Source organism: Pseudomonas sp. UTLPPB19802, assembly GCF_059730225.1.
The window spans coordinates 4,647,594-4,665,089 of the sequence record NZ_AP048545.1 but is presented as its reverse complement, the minus strand read 5'-3'; the positions used below and the strand labels follow the sequence as shown (position 1 = coordinate 4,665,089).

General features: G+C 63.6%; 16 protein-coding genes. 6 read left to right on the top strand and 10 right to left on the bottom strand.

All coding sequences use genetic code 11. The annotated features are described in order from the left end of the window. Positions 1–15 precede the first annotated feature (15 nt). A complete protein-coding gene (locus AC6I6U_RS20050) occupies positions 16–573 on the bottom strand; it encodes an ankyrin repeat domain-containing protein (protein ID WP_497877766.1) in 558 nt (185 codons plus the stop codon). A 176-nt stretch (positions 574–749) separates the two neighbouring features. Here AC6I6U_RS20050 and AC6I6U_RS20045 point away from each other — a divergent pair, with 176 nt between their 5' ends. Both AC6I6U_RS20045 and AC6I6U_RS20040 read left to right on the top strand, forming a co-directional pair. Next, positions 750–1,256, top strand: coding sequence for a GNAT family N-acetyltransferase (locus tag AC6I6U_RS20045; RefSeq protein ID WP_497877765.1), 507 nt, complete (start codon positions 750–752; stop codon positions 1,254–1,256). 120 nt (positions 1,257–1,376) lie between these two features. After that, the gene (locus AC6I6U_RS20040; RefSeq protein ID WP_497877764.1) at positions 1,377–2,591 is read left to right on the top strand and encodes an aldose 1-epimerase family protein; all 1,215 of its coding nucleotides are present in this window, start codon (positions 1,377–1,379) and stop codon (positions 2,589–2,591) included. Positions 2,592–2,635: 44 nt separating this feature from the next. Here the strand turns inward: AC6I6U_RS20040 and AC6I6U_RS20035 are convergent, their stop codons facing one another. After that, positions 2,636–4,030 carry a sensor histidine kinase gene (locus tag AC6I6U_RS20035; protein WP_497877763.1) on the bottom strand — a complete coding sequence of 465 codons (1,395 nt, stop codon included), beginning with the start codon at positions 4,028–4,030 and terminating at the stop codon, positions 2,636–2,638. Beyond that, complete coding sequence (locus tag AC6I6U_RS20030) at positions 4,008–4,691, bottom strand: response regulator transcription factor (RefSeq protein WP_010448343.1); 684 nt, start codon at positions 4,689–4,691, stop codon at positions 4,008–4,010. Before AC6I6U_RS20030 ends, AC6I6U_RS20035 begins: the two co-directional genes overlap by 23 nt. A 315-nt stretch (positions 4,692–5,006) precedes the next feature. Here AC6I6U_RS20030 and AC6I6U_RS20025 point away from each other — a divergent pair, with 315 nt between their 5' ends. Beyond that, positions 5,007–6,626: a glucan biosynthesis protein D gene (locus tag AC6I6U_RS20025; RefSeq protein ID WP_497877762.1), complete on the top strand. Its 1,620-nt coding sequence runs from the start codon at positions 5,007–5,009 to the stop codon at positions 6,624–6,626. Positions 6,627–6,771: 145 nt separating this feature from the next. Here the strand turns inward: AC6I6U_RS20025 and msrA are convergent, their stop codons facing one another. From msrA to msrB, 3 genes are read right to left on the bottom strand one after another with little or no spacing between them, the layout of a single operon-like run. Beyond that, a complete protein-coding gene (gene msrA, locus AC6I6U_RS20020; RefSeq protein WP_497877761.1) occupies positions 6,772–7,497 on the bottom strand; it encodes a peptide-methionine (S)-S-oxide reductase MsrA in 726 nt (241 codons plus the stop codon). 20 nt (positions 7,498–7,517) lie between these two features. Further along, a complete protein-coding gene (locus tag AC6I6U_RS20015; RefSeq protein ID WP_497877760.1) occupies positions 7,518–9,332 on the bottom strand; it encodes a cytochrome c biogenesis protein DipZ in 1,815 nt (604 codons plus the stop codon). Between the two features lie 45 nt (positions 9,333–9,377). Continuing rightward, on the bottom strand, positions 9,378–9,896 hold the full coding sequence (gene msrB, locus AC6I6U_RS20010; RefSeq protein ID WP_497877759.1) for a peptide-methionine (R)-S-oxide reductase MsrB: 519 nt from the start codon (positions 9,894–9,896) through the stop codon (positions 9,378–9,380). A gap of 176 nt (positions 9,897–10,072) precedes the next feature. On the opposite strand from msrB, the gene AC6I6U_RS20005 reads away from it, so the two are divergent. Beyond that, positions 10,073–10,789, top strand: coding sequence for a response regulator transcription factor (locus AC6I6U_RS20005; protein WP_497877758.1), 717 nt, complete (start codon positions 10,073–10,075; stop codon positions 10,787–10,789). Further along, positions 10,786–12,249 (top strand): sensor histidine kinase, encoded by a 1,464-nt coding sequence (locus AC6I6U_RS20000; RefSeq protein WP_497877757.1) that lies wholly within the window; start codon positions 10,786–10,788, stop codon positions 12,247–12,249. The genes AC6I6U_RS20005 and AC6I6U_RS20000 overlap by 4 nt, the downstream gene beginning before the upstream one ends. A 16-nt stretch (positions 12,250–12,265) precedes the next feature. Here the strand turns inward: AC6I6U_RS20000 and AC6I6U_RS19995 are convergent, their stop codons facing one another. Then, positions 12,266–13,396, bottom strand: coding sequence for a patatin-like phospholipase family protein (locus tag AC6I6U_RS19995; protein ID WP_497877756.1), 1,131 nt, complete (start codon positions 13,394–13,396; stop codon positions 12,266–12,268). A gap of 350 nt (positions 13,397–13,746) precedes the next feature. Here AC6I6U_RS19995 and AC6I6U_RS19990 point away from each other — a divergent pair, with 350 nt between their 5' ends. After that, positions 13,747–14,154 carry a VOC family protein gene (locus AC6I6U_RS19990; protein ID WP_497877755.1) on the top strand — a complete coding sequence of 136 codons (408 nt, stop codon included), beginning with the start codon at positions 13,747–13,749 and terminating at the stop codon, positions 14,152–14,154. 117 nt (positions 14,155–14,271) lie between these two features. Here the strand turns inward: AC6I6U_RS19990 and AC6I6U_RS19985 are convergent, their stop codons facing one another. The 3 genes from AC6I6U_RS19985 to AC6I6U_RS19975 all read right to left on the bottom strand — a co-directional run bounded on the left by AC6I6U_RS19985 (position 14,272) and on the right by AC6I6U_RS19975 (position 17,190). Further along, the gene (locus AC6I6U_RS19985) at positions 14,272–14,460 is read right to left on the bottom strand and encodes a hypothetical protein (RefSeq protein ID WP_497877754.1); all 189 of its coding nucleotides are present in this window, start codon (positions 14,458–14,460) and stop codon (positions 14,272–14,274) included. Positions 14,461–14,638: 178 nt separating this feature from the next. Beyond that, complete coding sequence (locus AC6I6U_RS19980) at positions 14,639–15,817, bottom strand: cystathionine gamma-synthase (protein WP_497877753.1); 1,179 nt, start codon at positions 15,815–15,817, stop codon at positions 14,639–14,641. Next, on the bottom strand, positions 15,814–17,190 hold the full coding sequence (locus AC6I6U_RS19975; RefSeq protein WP_497877752.1) for a pyridoxal-phosphate dependent enzyme: 1,377 nt from the start codon (positions 17,188–17,190) through the stop codon (positions 15,814–15,816). The genes AC6I6U_RS19980 and AC6I6U_RS19975 overlap by 4 nt, the downstream gene beginning before the upstream one ends. Positions 17,191–17,496: the final 306 nt, after the last annotated feature.

The window sequence follows — 17,496 nt, the reverse complement described above, 5'->3', positions numbered from 1 at the left end:
GCCCCGTGGCAGCCGTTACTCGGCAGTGGGCAACAGCGGCTCGCCATCCATGCCGCAGGGCGGATCATAGGTGCCATGCCAACCGATCAGGGTGCGCTCGAACGAGTCGGTGAAATATCTGCCGCCCTTGGCAATCTTCACCACTCCACCGGCATAGGCCACCAGCATGGCCTCTTGTGCACGCTGCTCCGTCGCTTCCTTCCACGACTTGCTGCTCGGCAGCAGGTCCGGATCATTCGGGCTGACCCACAGTGACTCGCTGCCTTGCAATGCCTGGCGCAAAAGCTCGGCCAGGACAGGGTGTCCCTGGTCCTCGGCGATGCCCGCTGCCGTTTGTTCCTTGTAGGTCACGCTGTCGAGCGCGGCACCTGAGCGAATCAGCGCCCGGCAGGCGGATTCATGGCCAAAGTAGGCGGCCTGGTGCAGAAAGGTCCAGCCGGAAGAGGCTTTCTGGTAGTGGCTGCAGCGTCGTGCAATCTGGGGCAACTCTTTCCACTCGGACAGGAGCTGGTCCCATTGACCACGTTTTGCCTGCTCATAGGCCTGTTCAACGAGATTCTGCAGTGCGCTCATGTCGTTTCGCTCATGAGAAGTGAATGGGGACTATAGCGTGGTCGCCTGTCGGAGAAAACGAAGACTCACCAATGACCAGGGCGGTGGTCTCACGTTCAATACGGTGGGTAGAATCCAATGGAGATCCACCGAATGCAACGTATCGGGGTGTTGCACACCAGGGAGACAGGCAACCAATGAGTTCATTTAGCGTTCGCAAGCTGGAAGAAACCGATACCCGGGCACTGCTGGTATTCGAAACCCGCAATCGCCAATGGTTCGAATCGCAGATCGATGCGCGTGATCCGGCGTTCTACTCGCTGGAAGGCGTATCCGGGCATATCGGCGACTATCTGCGCGGCTTTGCCGATGGCACCTGGCATCCGTTTGTCATTGAGGATGATGGCGGCCACATCGTGGGGCGGGCAAACCTGAAAGACATCGACGTGCTGAAGGGGACCGCCGAGGTCGGCTACCGGGTCGGTCAGGACGTCGGCGGGCAGGGGTTGGCAACCCTGGCCCTGAAGCATCTGATCCAGCAGGCGCAGCAACGCTGGAAACTCACGCAACTGGTGGCATACGTCTACAAGGACAATATCGCTTCGAGAAAGGTGTTGGATCGTTGCGGATTCCTGATGGGGCAGGCGTCACACGAAAACGTGGCGGATGATCAAGATCGATTCGTGCTGTCGATCGTCTCGTAGACAGGGGCGCGCGGACAGGCCGGGAAGGGGGGCTGGCGGTTTCGTGTCTTGCTTGGATTGACTTGCTGAATCGTTTCACTGGCGTTATAAAAGTCGAACAATTCCAACAAGGACCGCCCCATGAACACCCTCCGACTGATTTTTGGTATCACTGCCCTGAGCACCGCTTCCCACGCCATGGCCTGGGACTATGTGCTGCTCGACAGCGACACCCCCGCGCAGAACCGCCAGATCACCAGTCAGCAATTGGGGATCAAGACCGACAAGCCTTTCTCCGTAACCTTGCGCACCCTGCACGGCGGCCGCCAGGAAGGGGTCAGCATTGTCGACATCGATAACGGCACGATGAAGCTCTCGGTGGTACCGACGCGGGGCATGAACGTTCTGCAGGCCTCCGTCGGCAATGTGCGCATGGGCTGGGACTCGCCGGTCAAGGACGTGGTCAACCCGGCTTTTATCGAGCTCAACGGCCGTGGTGGCCTGGGCTGGCTGGAAGGGTTCAACGAACTGGTAGCGCGCTGCGGCTATGAGTGGGTCGGGCATCCGGGGCTGGATAACGGCGAATTGCTGACCCTGCATGGACGGGCGGCGAACATTCCCGCCAGCAAGGTCACCCTGCATATCGACGAACAGCCGCCCTACGCCATTCGCCTGCAAGGCGAACTGAAGGAGCAGGCGTTCAAGAAAGTCGACTTCTCCGTGGTCACCGAACTGGCGACGGTGCCCGGTAGCGTGAGCTTTGCACTCAATGACACGCTGACCAACAACGGTGACTATCCGAAGGAATACCAGGCGCTGTACCACAGCAACTTCAGCACGCCGTTCCTGGAGCAGGGCGCACGTTTCGTCGCGCCGGTGAAGCAGGTGTCGCCGTTCAACGACAAGGCCAAGGGCGACCTGCCGGACTGGCAGACCTACCGCGCGCCGACCAGGGACTACGACGAGACGGTCTACAACGTCGTGCCCTATGCTGATGCCAGGGGCGATACCCTGGCGGTATTGCATAACAAGGCCGGTAGCCTTGGGGTTTCGGTCGGCTTCAACACACAGCAATTGCCGGTGTTCTCCCTCTGGAAAAACACCGACACCCAGGGCCAGGGTTACGTGACCGGGCTGGAGCCGGGCACCAGTTTCTCCTATAACCGCCGCTACCAGCGTCCGCTGGGATTGGTACCGACCATCGGTGCGGGGGAGAAGCGGCAGTTCCAGATCAGCTATGGCCTGCTGGCGGACAAGGCGGCTGTGGAGCAGGCGGTGCAGCGGGTTGGGCAGATCCAGGACGGACGCAAGACGCAGGTGCGGGGCACGCCGCTGGTGGACCTGAGCAAGGAATGATCCTCCTGCAACGCGGCGTCCTGATAGACGCCGCGTTGCAGGGTTCAGTCAACGGCAATCAGGCTGTCCCGGCACTCCAGAATCAACCGCGCCCCCGTGCGTTCGCCGGTGCCGATCTTCAGGTTGAAGCCGTGCAGGCTGATGATCGCCGCGACAATCGACAGGCCCAGGCCGAAGCCGCTCTGCTGGTTGCCGTCGTCGCACCGGTAGAAGCGTTGGAACACTGCGTCGCGCTCCGAAGGCGGGATACCCGGACCGCTGTCGATGACCTCGATCCGCGTGCTGCCGTGGTCGTTGACCGCCAGCAGCACCACCTCGCCACCGGGTGGGGTGAACTTGATCGAATTGCTCAGCAGGTTCGCCAGGGCCTCGAAGAGCAGGGCGCGGTCGCCGGTGATCTGCGGCAGGGCCTCCGGCAATTCCAGGCGCAGGCTGATCTCTGCCTCTTCGGCCAGCGGCAGGTAGAAGTCATGCAGCTCGCGCAGCAATGGCAACGGATCGAGCACCACGAAGCCGGAACGGCGCTGATGGTCTTCCAGCTCGGAAATTCGCAACAACCCCTTGAAACGCGCCATCAGGGTATCCGTTTCGGCGATCACACCGTCCAGTTGCAGGGCCTCGGGTGAGTCTTCCGGGGCCTGCTGCTGGATGCGATAGAGCTGCGCGCGCAGTCGGGTCAGTGGCGTGCGCAGGTCGTGGGCGATGTTGTCGCAGACGCCCTTGACCTCGTTCATCAGCCGCTCGATACGATCGAGCATGGCATTGACGATGGCCGCCAGCATGTCCAGCTCATCGCGACGGTTGGACAGTGGCAGGCGATGGCCGAGGTCGCCGGCGACGATCGCCTCGGCACTGGCCTGGATCGCCCGGATGCGGCGGATCGGTCGGCGCCTGAGCAGGTGCCAGCCGGCAATGCCGGGCAAGATGGTCAGCGAGACGGCCCAGAACAGTGCGTGGAGGATGATCCGCGTCACGCCGAACAGCGAGCCGTTGTCGCGCACCAGCAACAGCCAGCGGCCGTCGTGGGTCTGGGTGGCGACCGCATCGCAGCTGTCCTGGGGCAGGTTGGGGTCGTCGGAGTCGATGCAGTTGGCCAGTTCGTGGATGCGGCCATCCATGATCAGGTCTGGCGGCATTGCCATGATCGGCCCGCTGAGGTGCATCTTCTGATCGTTGAACAGGCCATAGGCGTCCACCCCACGCATGTCGAAGGTCATGCTGGTGGTCAGCGCATCCACCAGTTGCTGGCCCTGGAAGCGCGAAAACAGATGCTGGCGCTGCATCAAGGAGTGGCGCGCCAGGGTGTCGAGGTAGCCGGAGACTTCGTAGTAGAGCACGCCCATCAGGCTGCAGCTCCAGGCCACGAAGAGGAAACTGTACAGCGCCAGCAGACGGCTAGCGGACGAGCGCCAGCCCTTAGAGGGGTTCGGCAATGACATAACCCGAACCTCGTACGGTGCGGATCAGCGGAGGCAGGCCCGGACTATCGATTTTCTTGCGCAGACGGCCGATGTGCACGTCGATCAGGTTGGTGCCGGGGTCGAAGTGATAGCCCCAGACTTCCTCGAAGATCATCATCCGCGATAGGATCTGCCCGGTGTTGCGCATCAGGAATTCCAGCAACTTGTATTCGGTGGGCAGCAAGCTGAGCAACTGGTCGGCGCGCGAGGCTTCACGACTGATCAGGTTCAGCTCCAGGTCGGCAACCCGCAGCGAGGTCTCGAATTCCCGCGCCGGGCTCTTGCGCCGCAACAGTACCTCGACCCGTGCGGCCATCTCGTCGGAGGCGAATGGCTTGGTCAGGTAGTCGTCACCGCCGGCACGCAGGCCGCGGACACGCTCATCGACATCGGACAGGGCGCTGATCATCAGGATCGGCGTGGCGACGCCGATGGTCCGCAGGGTGGTGACGATGGCCAGGCCATCGAGTTCCGGCAGCATGCGATCGAGGGTGATCAGGTCATAGTCGCCGCTTACGGCGCGCACCAGGCCTTCGCGGCCATTGTCCACCCAGTCCACTTCAAGCCCATGACTGCTCAGTTCAGCCACGATTTCCTTGGCGGTTACAGCATCATCTTCGATGGTCAGGATGCGGGTCATTGCAGTTGCCTCGTACGGACCTTCACAGCAAGGTGTGGAATTTTGCCAACAAACCCGTGAAAGCTTCCTGAAGAAATATTCATGTTTGCCTGGCGGTCGTTAAGGGGGCGCCCGGATCTCGGATCAAGGCTTGAAACATCTAGCCACACCTTTGCTGAATAAAGGCTGTCATCTTGTTTTTCAAAGAGATTGCGAACGATCCCCGGGATTTGGTATCTGTTTCCTCACAGCCGCAGGTTGCGTGAAGCGGCTGACTCTCCTGTCTGGCACCTGGTGTCTTGCGGTGTCCGGATCGTCCTCAGTACAGGTCTTTTTATGCATCGCCGTAATCTCCTGAAAGCTTCCATGGCCCTGGCGGCCTATACCGGCCTGTCGGCCAGCGGTCTGTTCGCGGCGCGGGCACTTGCCGCCACCGCGGACGGTGACATCGAACATTTTGATTTCGAGGCGTTGCAGGCCCAGGCGAAGGGACTCGCGGGCAATCCTTATGTCAGTACCCGGCAGGTCCTGCCGCCGACCCTGGCGAACATGACCCCGCAGCAGTTCAACGCGATCCAGTACGACGCCCGGCATTCGCTATGGAACGAGCTCAAGGGCCAGCTGGATGTGCAGTTCTTCCACGTTGGCATGGGTTTCAAGCAGCCGGTGCGGATGTACAGCGTCGATGCCAAGACCCGCCAGGCGCGGGAGGTGCACTTCCGGCCGCCGCTGTTCAACTACGCCAGCAGCGGCATCGACCCCTCCCAGCTCAAGGGCGACCTGGGCTTTTCCGGTTTCAAGCTGTTCAAGGCACCGGAGATCGATCGCCACGATATCGTCTCGTTCCTCGGCGCCAGCTACTTCCGCGCGGTGGACAAGACCGGCCAGTACGGCCTTTCGGCGCGCGGTCTGGCGATCGATACCTATGCGCACAAGCGCGAGGAATTCCCGGATTTCACCAAGTTCTGGTTCGAGACCCCGGCCAAGGAAAGCACCCGGTTCGTGGTCTATGCCTTGCTCGATTCGCCGAGTGCCACTGGCGCCTATCGCTTCGACATCGACTGCCAGGCCGAACAGGTGGTGATGAGCGTCGAGGCCCATGTCAACGCGCGGGTGGATATCGAGCAACTGGGCATCGCACCGATGACCAGCATGTTCAGTTGTGGCACCCACGAACGCCGCATGTGCGACACCATTCACCCGCAGATCCACGATTCCGATCGGCTGGCCATGTGGCGTGGCAATGGAGAGTGGATCTGCCGACCGCTGAACAATCCGGCCAAGCTGCAGTTCAATGCCTTTGCCGACAAGGACCCCAAGGGTTTCGGCCTGGTACAGACCGACCACGAGTTCGCCAGCTACCAGGACACCGTGGACTGGTACAGCCGCCGGCCGAGCCTGTGGGTCGAGCCGACCACGCCGTGGGGCGAGGGCTCGGTGGACCTGCTGGAGATCCCCACCACCGGCGAAACCCTGGACAACATTGTCGCCTTCTGGACGCCGAAGCAGCCGGTCAAGGCCGGCGACTCGCTGGCCTACGGCTACAAGCTGTACTGGAGCGCATTGCCGCCGGTGGGCACGCCACTGGCGCGGGTGCATGCGACGCGCTCGGGCATGGGCGGGTTCACCGAAGGCTGGGCGCCGGGCGAGCATTATCCCGAGGTCTGGGCCCGGCGGTTTGCCGTGGACTTCAACGGCGGCGGGCTGGAGCGGCTGGCGGAGGGTGTCGGGATCGAGCCGGTGGTCACCGCGTCCAATGGTCAGGTGAAGGATTTCAGTATCCTCAAGCTGGATGAGATTGGTGGGTACCGGGTGCTCTTCGACTGGTACCCGACCAATGACAGTGTCGATCCGGTTCAATTGCGCCTGTTCATTCGCAGTGGCGAGCGCACGTTGAGCGAGACCTGGTTGTACCAGTACTTCCCGCCGGCGCCGGACAAGCGGCGTTATCCATGAGCCTGGGGCACCGTCTGGGATAGGCGGTGCCTGATCGGGCCTGTTCGCGGGCAAGCTCGGCTCCTACCGTTCCGCGTTGTACGCGGCTATTGTGTTCGACGCGCTCCTGTAGGCGCAGGCCTTGCCCGCGAAGGCGTCCTTAAGATCACTGCACATTCGGCACCAGCACCGGATCAGCCCGATACAGCTGCGGCTCCATCCGCTTGAGGTTTTCCACCTTCGGCAAGTCATTGATGGCGATATATGGCATGTACGGATGCAGCGTCAGGTAGTTCTGGTGATAGCCCTCGGCCGGATAGAACACCTTGTTGTCCTCGATCCGGGTGACGATTTTCGTCGGAAACACCTTCGCCCCATCCAACTGTTCGATATACGCCTGGGCAACCTTTTCCTGTTCGGCATTCACCGGAAAGATCGCCGAGCGATACTGGCTGCCACTGTCCGGGCCCTGGCGATTGAGCTGGGTCGGGTCGTGGGCCACGGAGAAGAACACCTGCAGCAGCTTGCCGTAGCTGACCTGGCTCGGGTCGTAGGTGACCTGCACCGCTTCGGCATGGCCGGTATCGCCGCCGCCGACCTGTTCGTAGTGGGCGGTGTTCGCCGCGCCGCCGGCATAACCGGACACGGCGTTCTGCACGCCACGCACATGCTGGAACACTCCCTGCACACCCCAGAAGCAGCCGCCGGCGAAAACCGCCGTGGCCTGCCCCGCAGTGGCCGGTGCATCCAGCGCCGGCGGGGCGATCGGCATCGCCGGCTCGGCGGCAAAGGCAAAACGCTGGACCAGCAGGATCGACAGCGCCAGGCCGGCTACCGCAGCGATCGTCGACAACGGCGAGGCAAATTTTTTCTGCATCACGGATTTGCTCATTTCAGACATCCTCTTGGCAATCAACCGAAGGTGAAGGCGTAGGCCTGGACACCGGGGTCGAGAAATTCGATGGAGAAGGTGTGTTCGCCGACGTCACCGGCCTGGCGCACCAGTTGATACAGGCGCTGCTCGGTCACCGTGCCCTGGCCGCTGGCGTCGGTATCGGTGCCGTGGTTGGCGCCGGGCGCCTTGCCGTCGATCAACACCTTGTAGCGAACGGGCTGGTCATTGGCTGAAGGGCCGAGCACCAGGTGCAGGTCGCGGGCATGGAAGCGGAAGACGATGCTGCCACCGGCCTGGTTCAGCGCCGCCTGCTCCGAGCGTACGGTCCAGTTGCCGGCCAGTCCCCACTGGTTCAACAGCGGTTGCTGAGGGGCCTTGTAGAGCTTCGGTTGATCGGCGAGTTGCTGGCCCGCGGAAGCGAAGTTCTCGGCGCGGTCATAACCGATGTAGGTTTCCGGGGATTTCACCTCGGCTTCGTCGGCCGCCTGCATAACGCCGCTGGCCTGGGTGCTGACCATGCCACCGGAGACGTTCTGGTGGCCGGCTTCGGCCAGCAGTTGCTGGATCACCTGCTCGGAGCCGGCGTAGTCGCCTTCGCCGAAATGGTGGTAGCGCACCCGGCCCTGGGCATCGATGAAATAGTGGGCCGGCCAGTACTGGTTGTTGAAGCCGCGCCAGATCGCGTAGTTGTTGTCGATCGCCACCGGGTACTGGATGCCCAGCTTGGTCACCGCCTGGCGGACGTTGTCGATGTCGCGTTCGAAGGCGAACTCCGGAGCGTGCACGCCGATCACCACCAGGCCCTGGTCGTGATACTTCTGCGCCCAGGCATTGACGTAGGGCAGGCTGCGCAGGCAGTTGATGCAGGAGTAGGTCCAGAAGTCGATCAGCACCACCTTGCCCTTGAGTTCGGCGGCGCTCAGTGGTGCGGAGTTGAGCCACTGCACGGCGCCGGAGAGGTCGGGCAGGGTGCCCTCCACCGGCAGGGTGCGGTCGGTGGCGGCGGTCTTGGCGGCCATCGCCATCATGCTGCCGGCCGGCTGTTCGTCGTGGACGGCGGCAGCCATCATTGCGCCGCCCTGCATCATCATGGCGTTCTGCTGCGGTGCCGGGTTGAGGGTGTCCAGCAGTTTCTGCTCGATGCCGGAAGTGGCCACCGTCGACACTCGGGTCAGCAGGCCGGTGTCCAGGCCCAGGGCAATCGCCGCGACCCCAGCCAGCATCGCCGCGCCAAGGCCACGGCGCAGCCACTCGCCAGTGCCGAGGTTGCGTTTCATCGCCGTGAACAGACGACCGCCGACCAGCAGCGCTCCGGCCAGGGAGGTGGCGGCGCCAGCCGCATAGGCCAGCAACAACAGCGTGGTGCCGATATTGGCGCCCTGTAGGGCCGCTCCGGTGAGAATCAGGCCAAGGATCGGCCCGGCGCATGGGGCCCAGAGCAGGCCGGTGGCGATCCCGAGCACGAAGGACGAGCGCACGCTGGGTTGCCCGCCGCCGTCCTGGGCCGAGCGCGACAACCGGTCACCAGCCGACACCAGTGGCCGGGCCAGGCGATCGGCCAAATGGGGGAAGAGCAGGGTAATGGCGAAGAACGCCATCAATGCCATCGCCAGCCAGCGCCCGTACTGGTTGGCCCGCACCACCCAGCCACCGCCGACGGCGGCCAGGGTGGCGACCAGGGCGAAGGTCAGGGCCATGCCGCACAGCAGCGGCAGGCCGCTGCGGCGCAACGATTCGCCGGAACGGGCGAAGACGAAGGGCAGCACCGGCAGGATGCACGGGCTCAGGATGGTCAGCAGACCGCCCAGGTAGGCCAGGATGAGTAGAAACATGATGAAGATCCTTGTCGGTGAAATGGGATCGTTAGTGCCCGCAGGTCAACTCGCGCTCGGCGCAAAGCTCATCGCCACGCCATTCATGCAGTAGCGCAAGCCGGTCGGGGCCGGGCCGTCGGGGAACACGTGGCCCAGGTGGCCGCCGCAGCGATGGCAGTGCACTTCGGTGCGCAGCATGCCCAGCGTGCCGTCGCGGCGGGTGCCGACGGCGTTTTCCAGCGGTGCGGTGAAGCTTGGCCAGCCGGTGTGGCTTTCGAACTTGGTCGCCGAGGAAAACAGCGCCTGCTGGCAGCCGGCACAGGCGAAGACGCCTTCGCGGTGTTCGTCATTGAGGGGGCTGCTGTAGGGACGCTCGGTGCCTTCATGACGCAGCACCTGGTACTGGCTGTCACTTAGCATCGCCCGCCATTCGGCATCGCTGTGCTTGACCTCGAAGGTCTCGTCCGAGGCACTGGGGGCAGCGCTGCTGCCGAGGGTGGCGGCAACCGCGCGCCAGTCGACGAAACCGGCGGCGAGCAGGGCGGCGGCACTGGAGAAAAGAAAGCGTCTTCTGGTGGACATGGCGTTACTTCCATGGCAATTGATCAGGCTTTCAGTGTCGTGCTGTAACGGTCGCCAAATCCTCCCGTAAAGTTAAATTAATCGTGAACCTTTTCTGCCTGGCGATTCGGCACAATGGCTTCCACGGCATATGCTGTGCGCATCACGGAAACTTTCACTTGCAGGAACGTCGCCCCATGGATTCACCCAAACGCATTCTGATCGTCGAAGATGACCTGCACCTGGCCGGGCTGCTGAGCCTGCACCTGCGTGACGAGGGCTACGAGGTCACCCATTGCGCCGACGGTAACCTGGGCCTGGCTCAGTTGGAAAAGGGCGGCTGGGACGCACTGATCCTCGACCTGATGCTGCCCGGTGTCGATGGCCTGGAAATCTGTCGACAGGCCCGGGCCATGGCGCGCTACACACCGATCATCATCACCAGTGCCCGCTCCAGCGAGATGCACCGGGTGCTGGGCCTGGAGCTGGGTGCCGACGACTACCTGGCCAAGCCGTTCTCGATGCTCGAGCTGGCGGCACGGGTCAAGGCCCTGCTGCGGCGGGTCGATGCCCTGGCCAAGAGCCTCAAGGTCGATGCCGGCAGCCTCGAACTCAACGGCCTGGGCCTCGATCCGCTGACCCGCGTGGCCAAGGTCGACGGTCGGGAGCTGGAGCTGACGCCACGGGAATTCGACCTGCTGCACTTCTTCATGAAGAACCCCGGCACGGTCTACTCGCGCCTGGACCTGCTGAACCAGGTCTGGGGCTACCAGCACGACGGCTACGAACATACGGTGAACACCCACATCAATCGGCTGCGGGCGAAGATCGAGGTCGACCCGGCGCAACCCGAGCGGATTCTCACGGTCTGGGGCCGCGGCTACCGTTTTGCTCCGGCGGGGCGTGCCGAATGAACCTGACTCTGTCCCAGCGCCTGTCGGTGGTGTTTTCGATCCTGTTGCTGACCTGCTGCGGTGCGTCGGTCTGGCTGCAGGTGCGCGCCAGCGACATGCACGAAAAGGAAGTGGTGCAGGGGCTTTCCCGCGACCTGGCCCGCAGCATTGCCCTGGAGAATCGCCTGGTGGGCACCGAGGGCCTGACCATGGAGGGCGTGCGGGCGCTGTTCGGCCAACTGATGAACGTCAATCCCAGCGTCGAGGTCTACCTGCTCGACCCGAATGGGCGGATCACCGGCGACGCCGCACCCCAGGGCCACCTCAAGCGTGACCGTGTCGACCTGATGCCGATTCGCCGCCTGCTGGACGAGCAGCCGCTGCCGATCCTCGGCGACGACCCGCGCAGCACCGACGGGCGCAAGGTGTTCAGTGCCGCCGCACTGCATGGCGGTGGCAAGGCGTTGGGGTATCTCTATGTGGTGCTGCAGGGCGAAGAGCATGACCGCCTGGCCGCGCGGGTGACGGCCAGCTCGGTGCTGCGCACCACGCTCTGGGCCATGAGCCTGGTGGCATTGCTTGGCCTGATCGCCGGCCTGATCGCCTTCCGCCTGATCACCCGGCCGCTGCGCCGACTGACCGAGACCATGCGTGATTTCGACACCGATGCCGCGCCGGTCAACCCGCCAACACTGTCCCGCGCAGGCTCGGGCAGGGGTGACGAGATCGAGGTGCTGGAAGCCAGCTTCGCGCAGATGGCGAACCGCATCGGTGAGCAGTGGCGAACCCTGACCCAGCTCGACCAGGACCGCCGCGAACTGGTGGCGAACATTTCACATGACCTGCGCACGCCCCTGGCTTCGCTGCACGGTTATCTGGAGACCCTGTCGCTCAAGGGTGAACTGCTGGCGCCGGACGAGCGCAAGCGTTACCTGGGCACCGCGCTGGCGCAGAGCAACAAGGTCCGGCAACTGGCCCAGGCGCTGTTTGAACTGGCGCGGCTGGAACATGGCGAGGTGCGCCTGGAGCGGGAGGACTTCTCCCTCAGCGACCTGATCCAGGACGTGTTCCAGAAGTTCGAGCTGATGGCCGAGACCCGCCATTCGAAGCTGCTGGCGGTGCTGCCGCGCGGTGCGTCGATGGTCAGCGCCGACCTCGGCATGATCGAGCGGGTGCTGACCAACCTGATCGACAATGCCCTGCGCCATACCCCGGAGGGCGGCAGCATCGAGGTGGCGCTGGTACATGAGCCGGGCAAGGTGCGGGTGACCGTCAGCGACACCGGACCGGGCATCCCGCCCAAACTGCTGGACAACCTGTTCCGGCGGCCGTTCAACCAGGATGGCGACCGCCGCAGCGGTGGCCTTGGCCTGCTGATCGTGCGGCGCATCCTGCAGTTGCACGACAGCCAGATCCGCCTGCTGTCGCTTCCTGGCAAGGGCGCGGTGTTCTGCTTCGAGCTGGCGGCCGCGGGCGAGTGACTCCCGACCGCGGTCTTCAGGCCGGCTTGGCGGGGCGGCTGGTCGCGGGTGGTGCTGACAGCAGGCCGTATTGCCGGTCGGTGGCCTGCGCGACCGCGTAGCCATGCCCGGCGATACGGTCGAAGGCCTGATTGCTCAGGCGATCCAGGCTGGTGGCGAAGTTTGCTGCAAAGGCCGCATCGCTGCCCGGCGGCGCCGCGATCAGTGTGCTGGCGATACCCAGGTAGCTGCCGCGTCCGGGAGCCTGGTTGAGGTATTCGACAAAATTGCGTATCCGCAGGGCGCGCGACTGGTCGGACATGATGTCGGCCATGCGCTTGAGCCGCCACGGGCTGAACACCCCGGCCTTGAAACCCGGCTTGAGTGGCGCGCCGGCATCGGACACCACGATCGGGTACTCATAGCGTTTGCTGCGGCCGGTGGCGGCGTCGTAGAAGGGTTCCAGGCCGAGATTGTCATAGACCCCGCCGTCATACAGGTGCAACCGGCGAAAGGGCAGCGGGGCCTCTACCGCAGTGTTCAGCGGAGCATCCCAGGCCCGCTGCATCCACTTGAAGCGCCGACTGTCGAGCACCAGCGGCCCGATCCCGCCAGGAAAGGCAGCCGACACCGCCAGGGCCTCGGCCAGCGGCATGTCGCCGGTGGCGGCGTAGCCGATGGAGTAGTCGCCCATGTTGCTGCGCTTGAAACGAAAGCGCTTGCCATTCTCGGCCGTGGTGCCATTGATCGACCAGTCCGGCCGGGCGCCGATCTGCGACAGCCGGCCATCGACACCCCATTCGTTGCGCAGCCCCAGGGCCAGCAGGTTGGCGCGCGACAGCAGGTAGCGCCAGTTCATCGGGTTGAACAGTTGGCGCAGGGCACTCAGCAGCAGGCTGCGCGAACACAGCTTGTCGCGCAGCGCCGGATACAGCCGCTGCAGAAACTCGGTCGAGCCGGGCCAGCGCCCATCATTCTCGTGCAGCAGCAAACCCACCAACAGGCTGCCACCGGAAACGGCCGAAAGTTGGCTGATCCGCTCCAACGCGGCTTGCTCGGCCAGGTACTTGAGCACACCCAGGTGAAACACCATGGCCCGGACGCCGCCGCCGGAGAGTGCAAGGGCGAAATCCGGGCGTTGACCCAGCGAGACTGCAGGAGAATCCATTATTCCTCTCTAGATTGGGGTTGTTAGCCATCCGATGGTAACTGTTCTGCTAACGAACTGTAGTGCACCGCCCTCTGAATCACAGGAGTTTCGTCCCGGGATGGGGTACGGATGCAACCTACTCTGTAGGACCTTTCTGAATTGCTGGTGGCGAGTAGGCGTTGGCTGAACTTGTCAGCGTAGGTGGATCTTATGACGAACGTTGGCGTGGTCTCACTGCTTATTGCTTGCCGCAGGAATGCTGCGCGAGACAGTTCTATGCTGAATTGATTGGCGGTGATGTTTTGACAACCCTCTTTCCTGAGCCGCAAAGCCGGACCAGGAGCCCCGGAAATGACAGGAGATCCACCATGAGAATCATTCCCTACCTCAGCTACAACGGTAACTGCAAGGAGGCCTTCGAACTGTACAAGCGGGTGCTGGGTGGCGAGTTGTTTGTCGTGACCTTTGCCGATGCTCCGGCCGAGGCCGAAGTCCCCAAGGACAGTGAAAAGATTCTGCACGCCTGCCTGACCGTCGGCGGATTCAGCCTGATGGCGTCGGATTGCCCATCCGGCCAACCGTTCCAGAAACCGCAGGGGGTGTCGGTGTCCCTCAATGTCGACAGCGCCGCTGAAGCCGAACGCTTGTTCAATGGCTTGAGCGAGGGCGGCAACGTCATCATGCCGCTGGCGAAGACTTTCTGGGCTGAGCGTTTTGCGATGTTCGAAGATCGTTTTGGCGTGGCCTGGATGGTCAACTGCGAAGGGGCCAGGTAACCCCGACGCTCCGTGGGTTGCAGGGGATTCGGTGGGAGCGGGCTTGCGGGCGAACAGGCCCTCGAGGCCGTGACATGCTTCGCGGGCAAGCCCGCTCCCACACTTGAATCCGACAGATCAGGCGGTTTTACGCCGCTCGACGCCGGTTGGGCTGCCGATGTCGACCATTCGACGCTCGATCAGCACATTACGCAAGGCCTGGCGCGAAGGGGCGTCCAGTTGATGGGCGCGCAGGTTGAGTTCCAGCAGGATCGGGGTGGACCAGTTGCGATAGGTGCGTTCGGCGATCAGTACGGGCGTCGTCATTGATTTCTCCTTGAACAAGAGTCTGCGGTGCAAACGGGGAATCCTTGAGTCGCAAAGGCTAGTAGAGAACCCAAAATGGTGCATGCGAAGTCCGACGGCTGGCATTGTGCAACCGTGCTGTTCGTCGGATTGCCAGGCGGCCCCAGGGGGCGCCCCTCGGTGGTGGGCACGTCCGGTTTCAGATCCGCGCCAGTGCCTGCGCCAGGTCGGCTCGCAAATCCTCGACATCCTCCACGCCTACCGACAGGCGCACCAGCGCATCGCCGATGCCCAACTGGGCGCGGGTTGGTGCCGGAATGGTGGCGTGGGTCATGATCGCCGGGTGTTCGATCAGGCTTTCCACGCCGCCCAGGCTCTCGGCCAGGGCGAAGATCTGCACGTTTTCCAGGAAGCGCCGCGAGCCGGCCAGGTCGGTGTTCAGGTCGACGGAGATCATCCCGCCGAAGCCGCGCATCTGCCGGCGTGCCAGTTCGTGCTGCGGGTGCGACGCCAGGCCGGGGTAGTGCACCCGTGCCACCTGTGGCTGGCGTTCCAGCCAGGTCGCCAATTCCAGCGCGTTGCTGCAATGGCGTTCCATGCGCAGAGCCAGGGTCTTCACCCCGCGCAAGGTAAGAAAGGCGTCGAACGGCCCGGAGATGGCACCGACTGCGTTCTGCAGGAAGCCCAGGCGGTCGGCGAGTTCTGCATTCTGCCCGACCACCGCGATGCCGCCGATCACGTCGGAGTGGCCGTTCAGGTACTTGGTGGTGGAGTGCACGACGATATCGAATCCCAGTTCCAGTGGACGCTGGACCCACGGGCTGGCAAAGGTGTTGTCGGCCACGCAGAGAATGCCCCGGTCGCGGCATAGGCGGGCAACGGCCGCCAGGTCGGTGAGGCTCAGCAGTGGGTTGCTCGGGGTCTCGATCCAGACCATTCGCGTGTCTTCCTGCAGCGCCGCTTCCAGCGCACCGGGCACGGTCAGGTCGACGAAGCTGAAGCGATGGCCGGCGCTACGCTGGCGCACCTTGTCGAACAGGCGGAAGGTACCGCCATACAGGTCATTGCCGGACACTACGTGGGCACCGGCGTCGAGCAGTTCGAGCACGGTCGAGATCGCTGCCAGCCCGGAAGCGAAGGCGAAGGCCCGGCTGCCACCCTCCAGGTCCGCCACGCAGCGCTCCAGGGCAAAGCGCGTCGGGTTGTGCGAGCGACCGTAGTCGAAGCCCTTGTGCACGCCGGGGCTGTCCTGCAGGTAGGTGGAGTTGGCGTAGATCGGCGGCATCAGCGCCCCGGTGGTCGGGTCCGGCGCCTGCCCGGCGTGGATCACCCGGGTGGCGAAAGCGCGGTTAGCCGCGGACTGGTCGTGCTGGCTCATGCAAGGGATCTCCGTAGGTGGTTGAGCAGGTCGAAACGGGTGATCAGGCCGTGGAAGCCCGAGGCATCGGCGATGATCGCCACCAGCCCGCGGTCCAGCTCCGCCTGCAGTTCGGCGAGGCTCGCGCTGGGCGATAGGGTTTGCAGCTGGTCGGTCATGACACTGGCGACACTCAGGCGGAAGTGCGCGGCATCGTCGTGCATGCCGAGCAGGATGTCGGATTCGTCGATGACCCCGACCAGCCGCTGGCCATCGACCAGCACCGGCAGTTGCGAGACATCCGCCAGGCGCATGCGCTGGAAGGCGGTGAGCAGGGTGTCGTCCGGCCCGACGCTGATCACCCGGCCATCCTCGAAGCGGCGGGCGATCAGGTCGCGCAGGTCGCCGTAGCGCTTGTACTGCAGCAGGCCCTGGTCGTTCATCCATTGGTCGTTGTAAACCTTGGACAAGTAGCGGGTGCCGGTGTCGCAGACGAAGGTGACCACGCGCTTGGGGCGGGTCTGCTCGCGACAGTAGCGCAGTGCCGCAGCCAGCAAGGTGCCAGTGGATGAGCCGCCGAGAATGCCCTCGGCGCGTAACAACTGGCGGGCGTGGTCGAAGCTTTCCTCGTCGCTGATCGAATAGGCCTGGCGCACGCTGGACAGGTCGGCAATCGATGGGATGAAGTCTTCGCCGATGCCTTCCACCGCCCAGGAGCCTGCGGTTCCCACGGTGCTGCTGCGGCTGTACTCGGCGACCACCGAACCGAGCGGGTCGGCCAGTACCATCGCCAGGTTCGGCTGCACCCGCTGGAAGAATCGCGTCAGGCCGGTCAGGGTGCCGGCCGAGCCGACGCCGACGACGATAGCGTCGACATCATGCTGGGTCTGCGCCCAGATCTCCGGGGCGGTGCTGGTTTCGTGAGCCAGGGGGTTGGCCGGGTTGTTGAACTGGTCGGTGAAGAATGAGTCGGGAATTTCCCTGGCCAGCCGGGCGGCGACATCCTGGTAGTACTCGGGATGGCCCTTGCCGACGTCGGAGCGGGTGATATGCACCTCGGCGCCCATGGCCTTGAGGTGCAGGACCTTCTCGGTGGACATCTTGTCCGGCACCACCAGCACCACCCGGTAGCCCTTGGCCCGGCCCACCAGCGCCAGGCCCAGGCCGGTATTGCCGGCGGTGGCCTCGATGATGGTCGCGCCGGGGCGCAATCGCCCGTCGCGTTCGGCGGCATCGATCATTGCCAGGCCGACGCGGTCCTTGATCGAACCGCCGGGGTTCTGTGATTCGAGCTTGAGAAACAGTGTGCAGGGGCCGGTATCGAAGCGGCTGACCCGAACCAGCGGAGTGTTGCCGATCAGTTCGAGTACGGCGGGGCGGGAATGGTTCTGCATGTCGTCACCTCGTTACGGACGGGTTCGTCCTGGATGGACAGCGGCTCAGTGAGCGGGTTGTGAAAGGCTGTTGTTTGGACCATAGGTCGTGATCGCACTGATCGCAAACACAGAAGGGCAGGATGGTTTAGCCTGCCACCTGCTACGAGAAGATGGCGGCATGCTGGCCATGAATAAATAAGTAGCTGTATTCAAAGAATTTTTTATCCCTTGGGGCTTCCCATCTCGAAAAAAGGTTGATACATTTGTCCCCGTTGTCGCAGTGGCCCGCCAGGGTTGCTGAATAAAGCGGCAATATCAGCGGTA

What these genes read in the sequence shown, in the direction of transcription:
- AC6I6U_RS20050 (WP_497877766.1), bottom strand. Translation starts at nt 573, where the DNA reads ATGAGCGCACTGCAGAATCTCGTTGAACAGGCCTATGAGCAGGCAAAA.
- AC6I6U_RS20045 (WP_497877765.1), top strand. Translation starts at nt 750, where the DNA reads ATGAGTTCATTTAGCGTTCGCAAGCTGGAAGAAACCGATACCCGGGCA.
- AC6I6U_RS20040 (WP_497877764.1), top strand. Translation starts at nt 1,377, where the DNA reads ATGAACACCCTCCGACTGATTTTTGGTATCACTGCCCTGAGCACCGCT.
- AC6I6U_RS20035 (WP_497877763.1), bottom strand. Translation starts at nt 4,030, where the DNA reads ATGTCATTGCCGAACCCCTCTAAGGGCTGGCGCTCGTCCGCTAGCCGT.
- AC6I6U_RS20030 (WP_010448343.1), bottom strand. Translation starts at nt 4,691, where the DNA reads ATGACCCGCATCCTGACCATCGAAGATGATGCTGTAACCGCCAAGGAA.
- AC6I6U_RS20025 (WP_497877762.1), top strand. Translation starts at nt 5,007, where the DNA reads ATGCATCGCCGTAATCTCCTGAAAGCTTCCATGGCCCTGGCGGCCTAT.
- msrA (WP_497877761.1), bottom strand. Translation starts at nt 7,497, where the DNA reads ATGAGCAAATCCGTGATGCAGAAAAAATTTGCCTCGCCGTTGTCGACG.
- AC6I6U_RS20015 (WP_497877760.1), bottom strand. Translation starts at nt 9,332, where the DNA reads ATGTTTCTACTCATCCTGGCCTACCTGGGCGGTCTGCTGACCATCCTG.
- msrB (WP_497877759.1), bottom strand. Translation starts at nt 9,896, where the DNA reads ATGTCCACCAGAAGACGCTTTCTTTTCTCCAGTGCCGCCGCCCTGCTC.
- AC6I6U_RS20005 (WP_497877758.1), top strand. Translation starts at nt 10,073, where the DNA reads ATGGATTCACCCAAACGCATTCTGATCGTCGAAGATGACCTGCACCTG.
- AC6I6U_RS20000 (WP_497877757.1), top strand. Translation starts at nt 10,786, where the DNA reads ATGAACCTGACTCTGTCCCAGCGCCTGTCGGTGGTGTTTTCGATCCTG.
- AC6I6U_RS19995 (WP_497877756.1), bottom strand. Translation starts at nt 13,396, where the DNA reads ATGGATTCTCCTGCAGTCTCGCTGGGTCAACGCCCGGATTTCGCCCTT.
- AC6I6U_RS19990 (WP_497877755.1), top strand. Translation starts at nt 13,747, where the DNA reads ATGAGAATCATTCCCTACCTCAGCTACAACGGTAACTGCAAGGAGGCC.
- AC6I6U_RS19985 (WP_497877754.1), bottom strand. Translation starts at nt 14,460, where the DNA reads ATGACGACGCCCGTACTGATCGCCGAACGCACCTATCGCAACTGGTCC.
- AC6I6U_RS19980 (WP_497877753.1), bottom strand. Translation starts at nt 15,817, where the DNA reads ATGAGCCAGCACGACCAGTCCGCGGCTAACCGCGCTTTCGCCACCCGG.
- AC6I6U_RS19975 (WP_497877752.1), bottom strand. Translation starts at nt 17,190, where the DNA reads ATGCAGAACCATTCCCGCCCCGCCGTACTCGAACTGATCGGCAACACT.